Origin of the sequence: Staphylococcus sp. NRL 16/872 (assembly GCF_022815905.2) — a bacterium.
GTDB lineage: Bacteria > Bacillota > Bacilli > Staphylococcales > Staphylococcaceae > Staphylococcus.
Window position 1 is genome coordinate 2,459,817 of the sequence record NZ_CP119327.1, and the last position, 19,961, is coordinate 2,479,777.

Consider the following 19,961-nt stretch of genomic DNA (forward strand, 5'->3'; position numbering starts at 1 on the left):
TTATCACCCGCTTATTGTTTCAAATTGTCTAACAAATTTTTCTGTATTATCTTTAATTACTGCATCATTACCGTCTTTTGCATTTTTCATCAATGCACTGCCGATACCTACTGCGTATGCTCCTTTTTTATACCAATCTTCTAGATTGTCCAAAGATACACCGCCTGATGGCATTAATTCTATATGTGGTATAGGTCCGTGTACATTTTTAATGAAATTAGCACCTAATAAATCTCCTGGGAACAATTTCACCAAGTCAACACCAACTTCCATGGCTTGTACAATTTCTGTCACAGAGCCACAACCAGGTAGGTAAGGTACTGCATAACGATTGCACATTTTAGCAATATCAAGATCAAGATGAGGACTTACGATGTATTTAGCACCGTTTAAAATAGCTATTCTTGCTGTTGCGCTATCCAATACCGTACCTGCGCCGATGACAATGTGCCCATCACTCGTTTCACTTAAATGTCGAATAACTTCTTCTGCTTGAGGTGTCGTGAAGGTAATCTCAATATTATGAATGCCGCCTTCAATCATTTGTTGAACTGCAGCGATTGCATCATCTTTGCTCTTGCCTCTAACAACTGCTACTAGATAATTTTCATGCAATTGTTTTAATGTTTTTAATTTTTTCATTTTGCAAAGCTCCTTATTTCTAATTTCTTTGCCAACCCAACTTCATTATATTTGCAATTAAAATATCGTCAATTTAGCGCAGTTAGAAATCGCTTTCACACAAAAATAAACCCTTTAACTCAATCCTCCGAAAAGGTTGATATTAAAGGGTTTAAGGAGTGTGGTACACATTTTCTACAATGTAGCTTACATCAATTTTTTCTCAAATTGAATTGAGTCAAAACGTCTAAATTCCTCACTGTTTTTTGTAATTTTTTATTTTTTTTAATAAATTATTGACCTTAAATTTCAAAAAGAAGCAAATTTTCTAAATTTTCTTTTACTTGAACTAGTTATAAATAGAAATGAGTGATAATTTTAAATTGCAAGCAAAGTTGTTACACATTGCTGACTAAGTTTGTTTCATAGTACTATATTGCTTTCGATACGCTAATGGCGAAAGTTGATACTTAGCTTTGAAACACTTTGTAAAGTAACTTTGCTGTTTAAAACCTATGTAATTTGAGATTTCGTCAATTTTCATAGGTGTATGAACCAATAAATCTCGTCCTTTTTCAACACGCAATTGCATGATGTATTGCGAAATAGATTGTCCAGTTTCTTGATTGAATAATCTAGACAAATATGATGGCGCCAACCCAACTAATTCAGCCAACTCATTAAGGCAAAGCGGACGATCTAAATTAATCTTAATATGTTGAATAACCGTATTAATGTTGGAACTGTACTTTAGAGATTTAACTTTTAAGGCAGTCTGGGCATAATCATAAATAAGATTCTCCATAACATGATCCAACGCTTCAATGCTAGTAGCATCATCAATTTCAGCAGCATATTTACCTGAAATATCATTGATTGTTAGAAGGTTGACGTTGGCCTTTTCAATCGCTTTACGGCATAACGTGTTGACCAGGAAGCCTCTATATTTATGATTTAACAAATCATCTGTGACACGTCTTATACCAGACACTGAAACCTTTATTAACTTAAATATATTAAGTGCTTCATCTGCATTACCATTTTGGATAGCAGTTAGCATTCTATTTTCAATATCGTAACGTTCTTTAATCTTATTAAACGTAAATTCATATTGTGCCTTATCTTTGGCATGCGATTCAGGATTACGATGAAAGCTAAAATCAATATCTTCAACGTTATAATGTATATTTTTATTTTTTAAATATCTTACTGCTAAATGCGTCATATTTAATGCTTGGCTATACTGACAAACTGGTATTTGTAGAAGATATTGTTTTAAAATCGTAAGTTTAGAATGCTTAATTTGGACATGTTGAAGCATTTCAATACACTTATTTTCATTTGGTCTTTGAAGTAAAAAAGGGCCCAATATAATAACTTGATGTTGCTTTCTATATTTAAACATTAAGAAATGCACATCGAATTGGTTAACATAATGATAAATGATATTACTTTTCATATTTTCCAATAGATTTTGTAATTCTACTTTATAACGTTTGCTCTTTGTATTTGTAAAAGGAGATTTCAAGTGATTACTTACGTGCTTGATATCATCCAAATTGTATCGTTGTAAAGATACCATCAAAAGCTCAAAAGCATGCGTTTTTAAAATATCAAAGACTTCTCTATTTAACATATTAATCACCCTTATTTATGACTATAACAGGAAAGGATTGAAAACATTGAATTACACATTAGAACATTTTCAACCTCAACATGACCATCTTATCTGTGTAGACTCGGACGGTTGTGGCATGGATACGATGACCATCAAACATGAACGTGCATTTGGTCCAGCGTTGCTTGATATTTGGAACCTTGACGACATTAAAGACCAAGTATTACATCGTTGGAACCAGTTTAATCTTTATGAAATTACACGAGGAATTAATCGCTTCCAAGACCTTGAAAAAATGTTAACAGAATTACATCAACAAGGACGTACAGTTGATGGTTATGACGATATTAAAGCGTGGGTAGATACGACTTCTACTTTTTCAAATCCACAATTAGAACAAGATATCAAAGAAAACCCTGATAAAAGAGGTTTACGTTTAGCATTAGATTGGTCTAACCGTGTCAATCAATTGATTAACAGACTCCCTAGCGTTGGTCCTTTCGAGCATGTGTATGATGCTTTAAAACTTGCATATAATGACGCCGATATTGTTATCGTATCATCCGCCAACTTATCAGCAGTTGAATCTGAATGGACTGAGCACCAACTTACGCCTTTCATTACTAGCATATTTGCACAAGAAACTGGCACTAAAAAACATTGTATTCATCAACTTGAACAATTATATGACGCAAAACATGTGCTCGTTCTTGGTGATGCAAAAGGCGATATGCAAGCCGCACAAGATAATCATGTGCTATTTTACCCAATTTTAGCTGGAAATGAAGTGGCATCTTGGCTTGAATTTAAAGATAATTACTTAAATTTATTCATTAATAATCAGTTTGATAATACTATTCAAGAACATGTAATTCAACAATTTTATAATAATTTTGACTAGAAAAGGAGCAGGATAATGATGGCACAAGTAGATTTAAAAGCTAAACCTTATTTTCTAAATGATGCACAAATTCAATGGGTTGAAGATACTTTATCTGATTTAACTGATGAAGAAAAAATCGGCCAATTATTCTTTAATTTATTCTCATTAGAAGAAGACGGCGACTTTAATGATACAGAAGACTCAAACAAAGATATTTTAAATAAATATCATATCGGTGGTGCACGCTATCAAGGGGGGAACAAGCAACAAGTTCAGACTCTTTTAAATGACTTACAACAAAATAGTAAAATCCCATTACTTATAGCTGCTAACTGTGACTCTGGTGGTAATGGAGCTTGTAAAGATGGGACTTATATCGCTTCAGCAGCACAATGTGAAGCTGTGCAAGATAGCAAAGTCGCTTATAATGCGGGTTATGTTTCAGGTAGAGAGTCACAAGCACTAGGCGTTAATATTAACTTTGATCCATGTGTGGATATTTTAAAAAACTGGCGTAATACCATCGTTAATACTCGTGCATATGGTACTAATGCAGAAGCAGTGATTAAATATACGAACGCCTTTATAAATGGCTTCAACGAAACACAAGATATGATTACATGTATTAAACATTTCCCTGGTGATGGAACAGAGGAACGAGATCAACACCTTGTTTTAGGTGTAAATGAAATGGAACCAGAGGAATGGGACAACAGTTTCCGTAAAGTATATGAAAATCACATCAATAATGGAGTTGAAATGATCATGTCTGGTCATATTGCACTACCTCATTATTCTAAAAAATTAAACCCAGATTTAGCAGATGAAGATATCTTACCAGCAACATTATCGAAAGAGCTCATTACTGATTTATTAAAAGGAGATTTAGATTTTAATGGATTAGTCGTTACAGATGCGAGCCATATGTTAGGCATGACAGCAGCTATGAAACGTGAAGATTATGTACCACAAGCCATTGCAGCTGGTTGTGATATGTTCCTATTCTTCAATGATTTAGAAGAAGACTTCCACTTTATGTTAAAAGGCTATCAAGACGGTGTGATCACTGACGACCGTCTAAACGATGCAGTAAGACGTATTCTAGGACTGAAAGCTAAAATACATTTACCTAAACGTCAGTTTGAAAATACACTCCTTAAACATGAAGATGAACTTGACGTTATTGGTTGTGATGAACACTTAGCTATGCAACAAGAAGCTGCAGACTTAGGTATCACACTCGTTAAAAACACATTAGACCAACTGCCTATTCGTCCAGAAACACATAAAAATATACGTCTGTACATTATTGAAGGTGAGAAAAATGGTATCTATAAATCAGATGATACTGTAGAAAATAACTTAGTATCTATCTTAGAAGACCGTGGATTTAATGTGACTGTAAATGATGGCTCTACTCGCGTGAAAGGTAAAACATTAGAATATCGCGATAATGTAGACGCTGCACTCGTATTTGCAAATATCGTTGGATATGCAGCTGAAAATAACTATCGAATCAGATGGTCAACAGCAATGAGTAATGAAATTCCATGGTATGTCCACGAAGTACCTACTGTCTTTACATCATTAAATTTCACAACACACTTACATGACGCGACAATGGTCAAAGCCTACATTAACGCCTATCATTCAAATAAAACATCATTAGAAACCGTCATAGATAAAATTATGGGCGAATCAGATTTCAAAGGTGTGCCAAATGACTTAGTTTGGACAAACAAATGGCAAGCAAAATTGTAATCACATAGTATCTCTAAATTTATACAATAACGCTAAGTTACACTCATTCAAATATGAAAGTATCTTAGCGTTATTTTCTTTTATTAAATATTAAATAATAACTTAACACTCTGCTTTAATTGTCTCGTACTCATCTCGTAACAAACTATATACATAACTGTCCGAGAACTCGCCACGCAAGCGTTCATTACTTCTTAACACACCCTCCTGAGTGAAGCCAAGTCGCTCAGGTATCGCGCGACTTTTCGGATTACGCGTCGACATTTGAATCTCAACCCGATTAATATCGAACTCCTCGAAGACGTATCTAATCAACATTTTTGTGCATGCTGTCATAATTCCCTTTTTCTGAAAATGCTCAGCCAAATAATAACCGATAGACGTACGCTTATTGACTAAATCCAAATAATGCAAACCGATGACTCCTGCTAACGCATCGTCATACCAAATTCCACAATGAAATCCATCTCCTCATCAATGCGGTTTCTATATACCATACTTCAATCCATCTCCGCATCAGTGCGGTTTCTATATACCACACCGTACTCCATTTACGCACTAGATCGAGCTACAATTCGTTTTACTATTACATATTTATATACAACAATAATCAATTACTCATTTTATACTATAAAATACATTTGATTTTAAGATACAATTAATTTATCGAACTTGTAATCAACTAAGTAGGAGTGAATATATTGGAATTAGTTTATGATAGTAGTTTAAAATTTTATACTAGTATATTTGAAAATATAAATGATACTTTTAAATCGTTGAATGACCCATACAAAATAGAAGTTAAATCCGACTCCAAATTGAAATATCCTTATTTCAAAGCAGAGGATAATCTAATGATTTTTAAAGATAATTTATCTGAATTATTAGATTATTTAAGTGCTGAGGAAGCTACATCTATTGTACTCAATCGAATTATAGATAGTTTAGAACTGATATTAAGTTCTAAACTCAACTTGCCAAATTTTAATGAACAATTTAAAGAATTTAAAAGAAGCTTAAAGCATACAGTGTTTTATGGTAATAATTTAAATCCTTTTCTTTTAAATAAATTATATCAAGATAATATGTTAAGTTTGAAAATCAAAGAATATAAAGATCTGAAAATACGTATTACTTTCAGTTACAATTCATCAATTAACTTTCGATTTAAAGATTTTGATGATGAATTGAATCAACTTGAGACACAGGCTGATGTTTCTCATCTTATAAAAAATGTTCTTAACCATTCACTTGAAAAACAGAATAGTAATGTTTTTAGACTTTCGAATTTTGAAATGTTTCAAAGTCTACAAAATTCATTTACATCACATGCCAATGCGATACGTTATTTAAGATATAAAACTAATAATTTAAATTTAAAGTTCACTAGAAAAGATATTATTAACACATTAGAATCCACTACCTCATTACAATTTAATGATGATGTAGAAAAAAGTAAATTTTTTGACAAATTTTCTAAAACTCAACCAAAAGGTCAATACACTTTTAAGGATTTAATAATAATTACAACTATCGTATTCTTTACAGAAAGATACAGATTAAATAACTCTAATAATACTTCATTTTCTAATAATTATTTTGCAACTTTTTGTATGTCAAATTTTGCTAATAAAAAAACAAATGAAATTCTAAAGGGATATAAAACTGCTAATTCTTTCGACGATGATAGTCCATTAAAATCAGAATTTAATGATTCAATTTTAAAATTGAAACAAGACATCAGCGATTATCTTTATAACAAATTGAAGATTTCTAAAGACGGTAAAGCTTATTACAACTATAATAAAAACATAAATCAGTATTTGGCCTCCCATATAACATACTTGATTTATGAAATACTTTACTTCAATTCTTTACCGTATTATGAATTTTTAATGACTACATTTAGAGATTATGAGAATTTCATTTCTAATAACCTTTATATATTGAATCAAAATAATCCTACTGGACTGTTTGATTTAGCTATTGATCTAAAAAAGGTTTTTACTAATTGGAGTAGAAGCTTAAGTAAAACAAATAGTAACGCTTTTAAACCCATAGAAACGCCACTTACCAATAACTTACTGTCTTTAAACCTTAGCCTAAATAGTGAAACATCATATTCTGCCCTGAAAATTTTAAGATTGCTAGAAAAAAATAATTTCAGAAAAGATTTTTACAATAAATAATCCCCAAAAGCTTTTTATTCCAACGTTCACTCTGTCTAGACCCTTAACTTACATCACAAGTTAAGGGTCTTATTTTTTATTTTAATTACTTTACTCTGTAAATAGTTAATTTGTAATCAAGTATTAATTAACTCAAATCTACTTATAGTGGATAAACATGTACATTGAAAACTAAAGACGGGGAGGTTGCAAAAAAATGAAGTTTGATATAGCTCGATTATATTTACTACCAAGTAATCTACCTTCAAGGATAATCGAAGATGAAACAGATAATATTCGGAATTCTTCATCAGTGTTTAATGCTTTGTATTTATTAGAAAAACAAATAGTTCCTATCATTACTTCTATCGAAAGCAATGGAATTTTAATAAGTTCTACTTGGTTGGAAAGTGAAATACGACGTTTAAACCAGTTATTAGGTAGCACACATCATTTGCACTCTTTGATTACTATCTTGAATTTAAAGAAACAACAAGGTGACAATAAAATGGATATGGAGTTATCTCATATAAAGAAATGGATAGTTCCACTGGAAAGAACTTCAAATGCATCATTTTCTGATTTTAGAATTAAAGGTAAATGGAAGCTTTTTTCTTCTTATAGTGGAAGAATTTCAGCAAGTCAAATGCCATTAACATCTATGCCTAAACGTATGCGAAAGTATGTTATTTCAAGCAGCTCGGAAAAGGAGTTGTGGTCGATAGATTTAAATCAAGCTGAATTGCGGTTTTTAGGATATTACGCTGATGATAATTTCTTATTAGACCACTTTAGTACTAATAATGATATTTATAGTTATATTGGTAACTTAATTAGCAATTATAGCTGTAACACATGGCCTAAATGTTTACGCAATGTGAGTAAAACTTTTCTACTTGCTTGGCTTTATGGAGCAAGTACTAACACATTGATGAAAAAGTTAAGGAAGAATGATTTTAATATTACTTCAGTGGATGTAAATCACATATTAGAACAATTAGAGCGTACAATACCACAAGCAGTTCACTATTTAGATACTTGCTCGACTAGTAGAGAGGTACGCACATTTTTTGGTTATGCTATACCTCTTGTAGAAATGAAAAAAAGTACTAAGCGCAATTTTGGTCTTCAATCGTCAGTAGCAACTGCAATCAAATTACTAATGTTAGAAGCTCAAAATCTCAAGTTAGATGTAGTTCATGTTATACACGATGAGATATGGATTGAAGTAAATCCAACTTATTCAAAATGGCAGAATCATTTGCAACAGAATTTCAACACAACGATGGATAGCTATCATAAGGGATTTCCATTAAATAATATTTTAAATTTCAAAAAAATGGAGGAAAAAATAAATGGCTAACTATAACATAAGAAACTTAACAAATGATATACAAACAGGGAACGTAAATTTTAAAATAAATAAAGCAATGGACGATAAGATCCTGCTTAAATCAGAAGAAGAGAAAGATGTGCTCAGTTTAAATGTGACAATCGACGATGATAACGGTAATGAAAGTACTATCAATCCTTATTTAATATTTATTGACCAACGTCAAATGTCTCAATTCGGTCAGTTTTTAACTGCAGCTAGTGTAGCACTTGGAACAGAAGATATTACTCCTGAAGATTTAAATGGGTTAACTGGTAAAGCTAAATATTTTATTAAAAAGAATAACTTTCCTGGACTAAATGATTGGCAATTTGATATCCCTTCAAACAGAAGTAATCAAATGTTACAGCAACATATTAATAATCAACAAATTATCAATAACGAAGCTCAAATGAATCAAATTAACCCTTGGGTTAATGCTGAGGGGGATGATTAAAGTGTTTAAAGTAAAATCTTGGGAAAATTTAAACATTGTCGCTCCATTTATTAAAATACAACCAGATAACAATATTTTAACAACTAAATTAGAAGACGCCACCGACGCGTCTTCTCCTATTTATAATTTGTTAAATCTAAACACTCAAGATCAAGAATGGATATTGCGAAACAACTTCAATAAACCATTTTATATGGAGCATATAAGTAAAAATCACAACGTACCGTCTATTTCAAAAACAGCATTGGCACAAAAAAGTGATAAGTTTTATCAAGGTATTCAAAATGTATTAAAGGAAGCACTAACCTATGAAACAGAAAAAGGTAAAACACGTATCAGAAAAGGTGTAACGGCAAAATTCATTGATTCTTGTTTTAACGTTATCTGTACTTTTGACACACCTAATGAGTTAAGAATCTATAACTATGATAGTGGTGTTTGGGAAATCACTGAACTACCTTTGCAGCGGTTTATTTATGAGCTTTGCTATACTCTCGGAACAAGTTGGTCAAAGAATCTTGAAACTGCCTTACTCGACCAAATTAAGCGACGTATTAACGTTTATTATTCCGATGAATTCAATAAAGAAGCACTTACACTAGGGAATTGCGCTTTCAATTATAATACATTTCATCTAGAGCCTACATCTCCATCGCATCTTTCAACAATTAAGTCTTCTGTAAAATATGATGTTAATGCTCAAGCACCTATTTTCAAAAATGCTTTACATCAATGGTTTGATGATAATGACGATATTGCCTTTGTTCAAGAATGGTTTGGCTATGTACTCTCTAATTCGTTTAAGGCAAATGCTTTCTTAATTGTATATAGCAAAGGTGGCGAAGGCAAATCAACATTGTTTGGTTTATTGGAACAACTTGTTGGAGTCACTAACACAACGGCCATTCCATTAAGTAACTTTAATAAAGATTTCGGTCTAGAGCCTTTGTTAAATAAAAAACTTAATCTCGCAACTGAATCATCGAAGAGCGAATTCAGCACCGACAAATTAAAAGCCATCACTGCTGGAGAAAAGATAACGGTTAACCGTAAAAACTTAAAAGAAATTGAAACAAACATACCTGTGAAATTAACGTTTTTAATGAATGAATTACCTATCATCAAAGATAAAAGTCATGGTTTACAAAGAAGATTCATTATACTGCCTATGATTAAACCCATTCCTAAAAGTTTACAGAATAAATATTTGTCTCAACAACTTAATCAAGAATTACCAGGTATACTCAATTGGGCTATAAACGGATTAATTCGTTTAGATAAAAACAAGTACAATTTTACAATATCTAATAATATGGCTGCTATTAAGCAAAAGTACTTCAATGATGTTTCTCCAATGGCTGATTTTATTACTCATTGCTTAAAAGCTAATCCTAGCAATACGAATATAACAGGTAAGGATTTAATGGCCGCTTTTAAATCGTGGTCAGAATTGAAAAAATATAATGTTGCGCACTTACTATCTCCCGTTTCATTCTGGCGTGAATTTAAAATCGAAACGCAAAAATTAGGCTTAGAATATAAAAAAACGAAATCCTCTGGCGATACAGTTGTCAAAGGTATTAAATTTAAAAGTGATGATAGTGACAGCAGTGACGTGAAAATAATTAAGTAAGACAGGTGATATGAATTGGATGAATTAGTAGAAGTATTGTCAGATTTGATCATCGATTATCTTGATAATCAATCAGAATAATATCATTGCTCTAACTCTTAATATGGGAGTTAGAGATCATTAAATGCAATTTTAAATTTATATTATCATCATAGAAAGGAGTGACTAGAGATGAGTATTACTATCGGTTATGCACGTCAGTCTGTGGATAAAAAGAAAGCAGAGAATTCAGTTCATTCTCAAATTAGTGCGATTAAGAAATACACAGATAATCATAAAATTCAAGATGTTAAGTTTATTAGTGATGTGAAAAGTGGACGTTCAACAACGCGTACTGGATATCAATCTATGCTTGATATAATACGTAAAGGTGAGTGCCAACATATAATCGTATTTCGAGTTAATCGGTTAAACCGAAATTTCAAAGATTTTATGGAGCTACAAACACTTTGCGAAGAACACCATGTTCTCATCACTTCTCTAAGTGATGGTCGGTTTGATTTATCAGATAAAACACAAGCATTTAAAATTCGTTGCTTAGCCATCTTAGGCGAAACTGAAAGCAATATCATTTCAGAAAATGTCCGTTCAGCTAACGCTATTAAAGCAAAAAACAATGAACTGCTAGGGACTAATGCCCCTTTTGGTTATATCTACATGAATAAGTCATTTCATATTGATGAATCAAAGGTTAAAACGATTCGATTTATTTTCAATATGTACGTTAATCAAGGTTGGGGTTATAAAAAGATATCTCAAGCACTCACTAATCATTCTAAACTCTATAATAGAACCCCTAAGCAAGTGATGCGCATCATCACCAATGAAAAATATGCAGGATTAATTCGCAATCATTTCGGTGAATATGAAGGTAACTTTGAACCCATCATCGAAAAAAGTTTATTCCGTAAAGCTGAAACAATAAGAGGCTCTAAAAAAACATTGACACACTACCATCCTATCGTCTTGTTACGAAAGAAAATACGTTGCATCTGTGGCGCAACAATGACGCCAATTCGTATGAATCGAAAGCATATGACATGCCCTATTACGTATTATATATGTCCTTTGAATGATAAATTAGGTTATAAAAAGTGCAGTATGGGGTACTTTGTAGCTTCAAAGATAGATAAGCAAGTTATTAAGATTATTGAAGATAATATTATCAACCAACAAATGATTCAACGTTTAGAAAATACTATTCATTCTAAATTATCTTTAAAAATCAAAAGAAGTCGTCCTAAATATAACCAAGATCAGCTCATTATCAAATTGTCTAAGCAGCAAATCAGCATTGAAGAATACAAAAAACAATTGAACAAGATTAAAGAATGGCATAACAAAATGAATCGTTATAACCAAGTCAATTCAGCTAATCAGTTGGAATGTATTACACAAAATATTTTATCTAATTACACATTATATATTGATCAGTTATCTGAAATGATAACTCAAATAACAGTAAACAAAGATAAAGAAATCACTGGTGTATTTCTAAAAAATACTCCACTCAACTTATTAAAAGAAAAGGATGATAAACATGATGAAAAAAGTACTTTTATTAGCACAAGAAAATGAGAATGATGAAAGAGAGTTAATGCCTGATGAAAATATTGATACGTTAAAAGATGCTTGTCAAAATTTAAATCTAACTGTCATTAAAACTTATACTCAAGCAGACGATTTACATTATGATATTGAACATAATATCGTCGCCAATCTACCAGTTATATTATGGGGCGATGCTTGTGATTACCCAGGGCTAAAACAATCTAATCTTGATTGTTACTCACATATAGATATATTACCTCATCTTGAAATGATAGGAGCTTAAATAGAAAATTTAAAATAAGGACTTGATACCATGGATACAACTTCTCCTACTATTAAAATAGCACCGTATGTTAGGACTAGCTCAATTAAGCAAATTGACAACTATTCAATTTCAGCCCAGCTTGCTGAAATTGAGAAATATTGTAAGTTAAATGACTATGAAATGCTACCACCTTATATTGATAACGGAATTAGTGGTGCGAAAATGGAAAATCGACCTGGCTTACAACAAATGCTTAATGATTTGAAAAATAATAAGTTAGATAAGATAGTTGTGTGGAAGCTTACAAGGCTAGGTCGTAGCATGAAAGATATTTTACAAATCATCGAAGAATGTGAAAAAAATAATGTATCTTTTTATTCAGTCAGTGAACACCTCGGCATTGATACAGATATGAACAAATTAATGCTAAATATTATGGGATCACTAGGTGAATATGAAAGAACAATATTAAAGGATAATATTCGTATTGGTGCCTTAAACAAGGCCAGTGAAGGTAAATCAGTTGGTGGTCAACCACCTTATGGCTATGACCGTATTGATGGCCTTTTAATTGTAAACCAACATGAAAGTCGAATTGTAAAGGAAATATATCAAATGTATAGTCAGGGCATGAACTTCACTGCAATAGCAAAAGTACTTAACGATAGACATGAGGTAACAAAATTAGGAAAACCACATTCTAAAGACTCCGTATCTTATATCCTTAAAAATAAAGTGTATCGAGGTTTAGTTGTTTATAATCAATATGTTGATTGGAAGAAAAAAGGTCGCAAAGGATATAATGATAACCCTATCATTACTGAAGGTGAACACGAAGCTATCATTTCTCAAGAACTATGGAATAAAGTTCAAACACAGCTTAAAGCAAGAAAACGTCATAAACGCGGTAATAACAAAACAGACAACCTCTTAACAGGACTATTAAAATGTAAATGTTGCAATGCGAACTACGTTATTTCAAACACTATAAATACACTGAAGGATGGAAGTAAGCGGCACTTTCGATACTACGTCTGCCGAACACGTAAACAAAGAAGCAAAGACTGTAAAGCAGCACCAAATATTCGTGCTGATTTCATAGAAAACTATATATTTCAAAATATCAAAAATTTAATTCAAAAACCTGAGTTAATTAAAAAAGTGGTAGAAGCTGTTAACCATAAAAGAACACCCAATACTGATGAAATCAATCACGAAATCGCAAATAAACAATTTCAAATTGACGATTTAAAATCTAGGTACAATAATTTAATTCAAGTTATAACTACTGATACAAGTTTAACTGAATCTATTAAACCAACATTACTTAAATATAGTGAGCAAATTAATGAATTGAACACAAGCATCAAGCAATTAGAAAGTAATAAAAATGTGAATCATCCTAAAATAGAAGCAGATACTGTTATTAATATTTTTCATATTTTATTTAAGAACTTAGAAAATACTAAGAATTCTTCTTTAAAAGCAGTTTATCATTTAGTGATTGAACATATCTACATTAAAGCAGACAGTAATAATAAAAAGCAGTTTTATATAACCTTTAAATTTAACCAAGATATTGTAGAAACATTATTAAATAATATTAACCCAGACGAACAATTACTCAATTGTTCGTCTTCTTTATTGGCTAACATTCCTTCTGAAATAATTTTCCTCTCTTTCGAAATATAATCCAAGTCATTTACTGTCACTATTGTCACTATCGCCACTTTTCTACTAAATGTAACAAATTATAAATCAAGCATATATTATATGAATGATGTAGCTTATGACCTACATCTACTCAAATAAATAGGAGGCTATATATGAAAACTCAAATAAATGAACTCAAATCTTATATTACTAATCTATTTCAACTAACCAGCCAAGAAAACTGGGAATGTGAGGCCCTCAATGAATCTGCAGATAACATCTTACCTAAACGCTTTTTGAATGATTCTCCTCTATCAAATCGTATCCTCGAAACCTACACATACTATAACAATGAACTTCATGAACTCAGTATTTATCCATTTCTTATGTATTATCAAAACCAACTCATCAGCATCGGATATCTCAATCACTATGACATGGACTTTCTATATCTTAATGATACACAAACGACAATCATAGACGAACGTCACTTATTGAAAGGAGAAAACAAATATGAATAATTGGATCAGAGCAGCCCAACTAACTGTAACCATTATTACAGAAGTCATCGTAATCATGAAAGAAGTCCAAGACGGAGGTAAATAAATGGAAATTAATCGTTATATCACACGCGGTATTAATGACATGATCCCATTAGAAATTCAAATTATGATGTGGGAGATGGTTCGTTTAAGAGATAAAAATTATGAAGATAAGAGAGATTATTTTCATATTTTTAGATTAAGTCAAGACCAAACAGCACTAACCATCGTTCATGAACAAGAACAACCCTTATACAAATTGGAATATCATTATACAAACTACGAAAAAAATCAAAATGCATTACCTAAGAAAGTCTACGTCATTCGTGAAGATGATGTAGACACTTTTTATTATGTGATGCTTTTACCAGAAGAATACTAAAAGGGGTGACGAGTATGAATGCAATTACAAGTATTATAGAAACTGAAGCTATATTCAGTGACGATGAACAACATCGTTATTTACTTAAAAAAACATGGGATAGAAAATTGCCAACTTGTACAGTGATAACGATGTACCCTCATTTAGATGGAATATTATCTCTTGATTTAACGACTGTCCTAATTCTAAATCAATTATCGTCTGAAAACGATTATGGTTCAGTTTATCTTGTTAATTTATTTTCGAACATTAAAACACCTGAAAATCTTAAGCATATAAAAGCCCCCTATGATAAGAATACCGATATTCATATTATGAAAGCAGTATCTGAAAGTGAAAAAATTATTCTAGCATATGGTGCTTATGCTAAACGTCCTGGTGTCGAAAAGCGTGTCGAACAAGTGATGGAAATGTTAAAACCTCATAAAAAGAAAGTCCAAAAGCTCATAAATCCAGTAACGAACGAAATCATGCATCCGCTCAACCCTAAAGCGAGACAAAAATGGACATTGAAATAAAGGAGGAACATCTATGAACCATGAAACTAAACAATCAGACTGGCAAACGGTTGCTAGTTGTTTAGCATCGCAAGATTATGTATCAATAGTAAAAGGTTTAATACACCATTTTACAGCAATTGAAGATGAAGAAATATTGGATAAAATCTATGATGATTTTATGAATGATGATTCTATAACAACAGTACTTAATAATGATTTTCAAGATATTATCAATCGATACTTATCAAAATAAAATGTATATAATAGTAAAACCAGAGCATCCCTCACTTAGCGATCAGGGATGCTTTATTCATTTATAATCAGTTTAATTCACTTAAAAATAGTTGTTCTGCTTGTTTCATTTTTTTATAAAGTCCTCATATCTTTCACTACTTTTCGGAATATGGAGTCCTAATTTAATTAAGTTAACATCTTCACGTTCCCGTTCATTTTTTTCATAAGATAAACCTTGGTTTAAAAATAACACTTGTTTTTTCACATGTTTACTATCTGGATAAAAATAATATCCTTTTTTGGAATTAAACCTAAACATATATGCTAAAACTTGAAGATAATCTCGATTACCTATATTTTTAATTGGCTTATATTTAGCATCCCCAATAATTCTATAGCGTTCACTTCGACTAATAAAATCAGGATAAATCTCACCTAATTTTCTGCCATTTTCTTTAGTAAATAAATTTTGTGTACCATATTTCTCTTTATTTTGTGGATGATAATAGTCTTCACCTATTAACGTAGCAATATATTCTTCCCATAACCAGGCTCCATCAAATAAAATACCATGGATCTTTTTGATCCCATCACCAACATAATGTTTTTTTTGTTGTAAAATCATTAAACAAAGCCTTTGTAATTCTCTGTATTCTTTATAAAACGCATGACGAAGCGGTCTCTTTTCGTTTTTTATAATAATTTTATTTTTATCCAAACGATTGTAACAGCTTGTTGCTTCACGTATCATTTCAGATTCACGTTTAACACTACCTAGTAAATTCATTCCTATTTTCTTCGTTTGAATAAATTCTATTGTATGTCTAATTAACTGAGTGATGTAGTTATCATATGAAAATTCTCTTTGATTATATGCAATATTTCCTACAAAAGGGGTATTTAGTTTAATATGTCTTGATATATCAATCGTCCCTTTTAAATTATCATCATTATATTTATTTCTAGTATATTGTTTAAATAGTCCTTTCCGCATAACTTTTTTCAGATAATATGGGAACAGAAAGATAAGTAAATTTATAATATTATCTTCTTTATCTAAAAGCGTACTTAAGTCGATTACATGTGGCATTTTCAAAACATTTTCTAATAAATATTGAAAAAAATAATCTTTTTTGTCTTCTTTATCTGAAAAACGAGACTTAATAATTAAGTTCTCATCACCGTAACCCAAAAAACCCACAATATTTTTAGAATAGTATGTTTCATGTTTGCTCTGAAGAATTGTTTGCTCTTCTGAAATACTATTCTCTTTTTTTAAATTATCAGGAAAGATAAAAACACCTGTGTTCTCTAGTTCTAATAACGTCTTATCTATTACACTATCAACAATATTTGGTATATCATTAAATCTTAAAGAAGAATAAGAGGTATTATCCTCTATTTCAAGCCTCTTCATTATTTTCACCTAATTCTGAAGAATTACTATAATATGCGGATTCAAAATTATTCATAATATCTTCTTCGTTAAACATACCTCTAATATAATCAGCTAATAATGGCTGTAAATAATCTTTCCACAGTTCGTCAAAAGTCATACTTCTTAACTTTAAGAAGTATGCAGCACCTATATGATAATTACTATTTAATTCTTCAACACTTGAAATAGCTTCATTGAGTCTTACCATTCGTTCAATTGCCTTATTTTTTTTATCGCCTAAGACTTCGAGCATTTGTGTATTTTCGTTTGCTTCAATTTTAATAAATCTAAATCTACGTCTCATTGCAAAATCAAAAGTATCTATTGAACGATCAATATCATTCATCGTTCCAATAATATAAACATTCTCGGGAATATAAAATTTATCTTCAAAGTTCTCCATATTATTATATTGCGTTTTTACTGATCCTTTCTTCCCTCTGTAACTAGGATCAATTGAAAAGAATAATTCACCAAATATTTTTGAGATTTCTCCTCTGTTTATTTCATCTATAATAAATACAAATCTTTTATCTTCCGAGTTATTAAATGAATGGTTCTGTTGCAAAGTTAAAAATCATGTAATATTTATACTAAAAAATGAAAAATAATTAATACTAACAAAACTCTTTACTGTTAAAACAATATTTGCTTTTATAGTTTTGTATAGATGTGCATATAATTTTAACTTTGCAACAGAACCAGAATAGGCCTAGTAAGAAAAAGGCTGATCTTTTTTAGCCGTAGTATATGGAATGCCTTCAATATGTTGTGTTTGTTTGTGAGAATCTATATCAATTTTTTAGTATACTTATAGTCTAACCATAAAAGCACTTAGCAACAATAAATGTCACAGTTGATAAACAAATAGATACAATAATGACAACTATTAATGGTTTGAAAGCACGATCTTTTAAGTCTTTAAATGAAACATTTAACCCTAATGCAACCATTGCCATCAATAAGCATATAGTAGTGATATTATCTATAATTTGCATAACCATGTGTGACAAGGATACATAAGTATGGAATAGTGCCATCATGACAAAGCCAAGTAAAAAGTAAGGTACATCAATACGTTTTTTTTCAGTCTCACTATGCGATTTTTTTCTCATAATTAAAATTAAAATAATACTCAGAGGTATTAATAAAAAAACACGTCCCAGTTTTCCTAACAGACCCATACTCAAAGCCTCTTGGCCTGAGAAGCCCGAAGCAAGAATTACATGTGCAATTTCATGTAAACTTGTACCTGACCAGACCCCAAATACTTCAGGAGATATTGTAAAAACAGAATATATTACAGTATATGCAAGTGAAAATATAGTGCCAATAAGTGCGACAATACCAATACTAATCGCAGAATCTTTTTCTCTAGATTTTAATATTGGAGATACTGCTGCAATAGCTGCCGCACCACACACCCCAGTGCCAATACCTAATAATAGGATGAGGTTTTTATCTCCTTTAATATATTTATTTAGTAATAACATTAATCCGATACTAAAAAGGATGACTCCAATATCGATTAATAACAAATCGCTACCTTTTCCAATTACATCATAAATATTTAGCTTTAATCCATATAATATAATAGCTAATTTCAGTAACCGTTTAGACGAAAATGCGATTCCTGAACGATATGCTTCAGGGTAACCCTTAAAATGTCTATATAGAATCGCAATCAGTATAGCAATTGTTAAAGCACCTATCTTATCTAAAAATGGTAACTTTGAGCCTAACAAACTTATAACTGCGATGATAAATGTGAATAATAAACCATAAATAAAGGCTTTGTTTTTTAAGGATTTCACTTTTTAACTCCTCCTTTATCAAAAGCTTATCATCGCATAGTTATAACGTGAAATAAATATTGAGTATATTACTCATAACATTTTTGTTATAATAGAGGTATTCAAATGTCAGGAGACCTAGTTAATGGATTCATTAAAAGTTCTAACTGAAGTAGTTAAAACGCAAAGTTTTACTAAAGCTGCAGAAAATTTATATACTTCACAGCCATCAATAAGTCGCGATATTAAACGATTAGAACTGGAATACGATGTAAAAATTTTCGAATTTAGACATTCTAAAATGTCTTTAACAAGCGATGGGGAGAAACTATTTCAATATGCTTTACAACGTGAGCGTTTAGAACAAACCTTAAGACACGATTTGAAAATGCAACCTGATACAATTTCGGGAGATGTGAGGGTAGGGAGTAGTTACACTTATGGCGAATATCGATTGTCACAACATCTTACTGATTTAGCCAAAAAATATCCTGAATTATACATTCATGTGTATTTAAATAATTCTGATACAGTATTACAACATATTAAGAATAACACTATCGATTTAGGTATAATCGAAAAAGAGGTTCAAAGTAATATTATACACAGTAGACGTATTGCTCAAGATGAAATAGTATTAATTCGTAAAAAATCATCATCTTCAAATAAATCAATATGCTTTATCAGAGAACGCGGATCAGGTACAAGAGTCTATCAAGAAAATGCGTTATCACAAATGACTTCATCCTCTTATTTAGTAGAAATTAATAACACAAATCTAATTAAAAATATGGTTCATGCTGATAAAGGCTTTTCTATTGTTTCTAAATCGACATTAACCCCTTATGATTTAGAAAAGCTAGAAGTAACAAACTTAGGCATCACACGCCATTTCTATTTAGTCATACATAAAAATAAGTATATTGATACGAAGCTTAATGAAGTTATCAACAATTTGATTTCATGAATTTTGATCTTTGTATTATTTATTCTAAATTTAATGCATGTTCTAATGACAATATATTTAAAAAAGGATAAACTCTCAATATATAACATTCATAATTTATCCTTTAAATTATTGGCAATTAGC

General features: G+C 31.0%; 19 protein-coding genes and 1 pseudogene. 14 read left to right on the plus strand and 6 right to left on the minus strand.

Annotated elements, in window-relative coordinates:
- Positions 1 to 3: 3 nt before the first annotated feature.
- Together MT340_RS12155 and MT340_RS12160 are read right to left on the minus strand one after the other, a co-directional pair.
- Positions 4 to 642: a bifunctional 2-keto-4-hydroxyglutarate aldolase/2-keto-3-deoxy-6-phosphogluconate aldolase gene (locus MT340_RS12155; protein ID WP_243590166.1), complete on the minus strand. Its 639-nt coding sequence runs from the start codon at positions 640 to 642 to the stop codon at positions 4 to 6.
- Between the two features lie 391 nt (positions 643 to 1,033).
- A complete protein-coding gene (locus MT340_RS12160) occupies positions 1,034 to 2,257 on the minus strand; it encodes a helix-turn-helix domain-containing protein (protein ID WP_243603905.1) in 1,224 nt (407 codons plus the stop codon).
- 46 nt (positions 2,258 to 2,303) lie between these two features.
- Between MT340_RS12160 and MT340_RS12165 the strand changes: the two genes are divergently transcribed.
- Positions 2,304 to 3,140 (plus strand): HAD family hydrolase, encoded by an 837-nt coding sequence (locus tag MT340_RS12165; RefSeq protein WP_243603906.1) that lies wholly within the window; start codon positions 2,304 to 2,306, stop codon positions 3,138 to 3,140.
- Between the two features lie 18 nt (positions 3,141 to 3,158).
- Positions 3,159 to 4,883 (plus strand): glycoside hydrolase family 3 protein, encoded by a 1,725-nt coding sequence (locus tag MT340_RS12170; RefSeq protein ID WP_347813384.1) that lies wholly within the window; start codon positions 3,159 to 3,161, stop codon positions 4,881 to 4,883.
- Between the two features lie 102 nt (positions 4,884 to 4,985).
- Here MT340_RS12170 and MT340_RS12175 read toward each other — a convergent pair.
- Positions 4,986 to 5,354 (minus strand): annotated as a pseudogene (locus tag MT340_RS12175) (GNAT family N-acetyltransferase); the annotation flags it as partial.
- A 230-nt stretch (positions 5,355 to 5,584) separates the two neighbouring features.
- Here MT340_RS12175 and MT340_RS12180 point away from each other — a divergent pair.
- From MT340_RS12180 to MT340_RS12230, 11 genes are all read left to right on the plus strand, one after another.
- Positions 5,585 to 7,072: a hypothetical protein gene (locus MT340_RS12180; RefSeq protein WP_243603907.1), complete on the plus strand. Its 1,488-nt coding sequence runs from the start codon at positions 5,585 to 5,587 to the stop codon at positions 7,070 to 7,072.
- 196 nt (positions 7,073 to 7,268) lie between these two features.
- The gene (locus MT340_RS12185; RefSeq protein WP_243603908.1) at positions 7,269 to 8,414 is read left to right on the plus strand and encodes a DNA polymerase; all 1,146 of its coding nucleotides are present in this window, start codon (positions 7,269 to 7,271) and stop codon (positions 8,412 to 8,414) included.
- Positions 8,407 to 8,880 carry a hypothetical protein gene (locus MT340_RS12190; RefSeq protein ID WP_070110980.1) on the plus strand — a complete coding sequence of 158 codons (474 nt, stop codon included), beginning with the start codon at positions 8,407 to 8,409 and terminating at the stop codon, positions 8,878 to 8,880. The genes MT340_RS12185 and MT340_RS12190 overlap by 8 nt, the downstream gene beginning before the upstream one ends.
- Position 8,881: 1 nt before the next feature.
- The gene (locus MT340_RS12195; protein WP_243603909.1) at positions 8,882 to 10,513 is read left to right on the plus strand and encodes a DNA primase family protein; all 1,632 of its coding nucleotides are present in this window, start codon (positions 8,882 to 8,884) and stop codon (positions 10,511 to 10,513) included.
- Between the two features lie 171 nt (positions 10,514 to 10,684).
- Positions 10,685 to 12,091 (plus strand): recombinase family protein, encoded by a 1,407-nt coding sequence (locus MT340_RS12200; RefSeq protein WP_243603910.1) that lies wholly within the window; start codon positions 10,685 to 10,687, stop codon positions 12,089 to 12,091.
- A complete protein-coding gene (locus tag MT340_RS12205; RefSeq protein WP_243603911.1) occupies positions 12,057 to 12,347 on the plus strand; it encodes a hypothetical protein in 291 nt (96 codons plus the stop codon). Before MT340_RS12200 ends, MT340_RS12205 begins: the two co-directional genes overlap by 35 nt.
- A gap of 30 nt (positions 12,348 to 12,377) precedes the next feature.
- Positions 12,378 to 14,021, plus strand: coding sequence for a recombinase family protein (locus tag MT340_RS12210; protein WP_243603912.1), 1,644 nt, complete (start codon positions 12,378 to 12,380; stop codon positions 14,019 to 14,021).
- Positions 14,022 to 14,155: 134 nt separating this feature from the next.
- On the plus strand, positions 14,156 to 14,503 hold the full coding sequence (locus MT340_RS12215) for an SAUGI family uracil-DNA glycosylase inhibitor (protein ID WP_243603913.1): 348 nt from the start codon (positions 14,156 to 14,158) through the stop codon (positions 14,501 to 14,503).
- A gap of 85 nt (positions 14,504 to 14,588) precedes the next feature.
- The gene (locus tag MT340_RS12220; protein WP_243603914.1) at positions 14,589 to 14,906 is read left to right on the plus strand and encodes a DUF960 family protein; all 318 of its coding nucleotides are present in this window, start codon (positions 14,589 to 14,591) and stop codon (positions 14,904 to 14,906) included.
- Positions 14,907 to 14,920: 14 nt separating this feature from the next.
- Entirely contained in the window at positions 14,921 to 15,424 is a 504-nt protein-coding gene (locus tag MT340_RS12225) for a DUF1643 domain-containing protein (protein WP_243603915.1), read from the plus strand.
- Between the two features lie 13 nt (positions 15,425 to 15,437).
- A complete protein-coding gene (locus MT340_RS12230) occupies positions 15,438 to 15,659 on the plus strand; it encodes a hypothetical protein (RefSeq protein ID WP_243603916.1) in 222 nt (73 codons plus the stop codon).
- A 105-nt stretch (positions 15,660 to 15,764) separates the two neighbouring features.
- On the opposite strand, the gene MT340_RS12235 is transcribed toward MT340_RS12230, so the two are convergent.
- The 3 genes from MT340_RS12235 to MT340_RS12245 form a co-directional block, all read right to left on the minus strand.
- On the minus strand, positions 15,765 to 17,057 hold the full coding sequence (locus tag MT340_RS12235) for an McrC family protein (protein WP_243603917.1): 1,293 nt from the start codon (positions 17,055 to 17,057) through the stop codon (positions 15,765 to 15,767).
- Positions 17,044 to 17,646, minus strand: a complete 603-nt coding sequence (locus MT340_RS12240; protein ID WP_243603918.1) for an AAA family ATPase — start codon at positions 17,644 to 17,646, stop codon at positions 17,044 to 17,046. Before MT340_RS12240 ends, MT340_RS12235 begins: the two co-directional genes overlap by 14 nt.
- A 250-nt stretch (positions 17,647 to 17,896) precedes the next feature.
- The gene (locus tag MT340_RS12245) at positions 17,897 to 18,892 is read right to left on the minus strand and encodes a YeiH family protein (RefSeq protein ID WP_243603919.1); all 996 of its coding nucleotides are present in this window, start codon (positions 18,890 to 18,892) and stop codon (positions 17,897 to 17,899) included.
- Positions 18,893 to 19,016: 124 nt separating this feature from the next.
- On the opposite strand from MT340_RS12245, the gene MT340_RS12250 reads away from it, so the two are divergent.
- Positions 19,017 to 19,838: a LysR family transcriptional regulator gene (locus MT340_RS12250; RefSeq protein ID WP_053024862.1), complete on the plus strand. Its 822-nt coding sequence runs from the start codon at positions 19,017 to 19,019 to the stop codon at positions 19,836 to 19,838.
- Positions 19,839 to 19,961 lie beyond the last annotated feature (123 nt).

What these genes read in the sequence shown, in the direction of transcription:
- MT340_RS12155 (WP_243590166.1), bottom strand. Translation starts at nt 642, where the DNA reads ATGAAAAAATTAAAAACATTAAAACAATTGCATGAAAATTATCTAGTA.
- MT340_RS12160 (WP_243603905.1), bottom strand. Translation starts at nt 2,257, where the DNA reads ATGTTAAATAGAGAAGTCTTTGATATTTTAAAAACGCATGCTTTTGAG.
- MT340_RS12170 (WP_347813384.1), top strand. Translation starts at nt 3,159, where the DNA reads ATGGCACAAGTAGATTTAAAAGCTAAACCTTATTTTCTAAATGATGCA.
- MT340_RS12185 (WP_243603908.1), top strand. Translation starts at nt 7,269, where the DNA reads ATGAAGTTTGATATAGCTCGATTATATTTACTACCAAGTAATCTACCT.
- MT340_RS12190 (WP_070110980.1), top strand. Translation starts at nt 8,407, where the DNA reads ATGGCTAACTATAACATAAGAAACTTAACAAATGATATACAAACAGGG.
- MT340_RS12200 (WP_243603910.1), top strand. Translation starts at nt 10,685, where the DNA reads ATGAGTATTACTATCGGTTATGCACGTCAGTCTGTGGATAAAAAGAAA.
- MT340_RS12205 (WP_243603911.1), top strand. Translation starts at nt 12,057, where the DNA reads ATGAAAAAAGTACTTTTATTAGCACAAGAAAATGAGAATGATGAAAGA.
- MT340_RS12210 (WP_243603912.1), top strand. Translation starts at nt 12,378, where the DNA reads ATGGATACAACTTCTCCTACTATTAAAATAGCACCGTATGTTAGGACT.
- MT340_RS12215 (WP_243603913.1), top strand. Translation starts at nt 14,156, where the DNA reads ATGAAAACTCAAATAAATGAACTCAAATCTTATATTACTAATCTATTT.
- MT340_RS12220 (WP_243603914.1), top strand. Translation starts at nt 14,589, where the DNA reads ATGGAAATTAATCGTTATATCACACGCGGTATTAATGACATGATCCCA.
- MT340_RS12225 (WP_243603915.1), top strand. Translation starts at nt 14,921, where the DNA reads ATGAATGCAATTACAAGTATTATAGAAACTGAAGCTATATTCAGTGAC.
- MT340_RS12230 (WP_243603916.1), top strand. Translation starts at nt 15,438, where the DNA reads ATGAACCATGAAACTAAACAATCAGACTGGCAAACGGTTGCTAGTTGT.
- MT340_RS12235 (WP_243603917.1), bottom strand. Translation starts at nt 17,057, where the DNA reads ATGAAGAGGCTTGAAATAGAGGATAATACCTCTTATTCTTCTTTAAGA.
- MT340_RS12250 (WP_053024862.1), top strand. Translation starts at nt 19,017, where the DNA reads ATGGATTCATTAAAAGTTCTAACTGAAGTAGTTAAAACGCAAAGTTTT.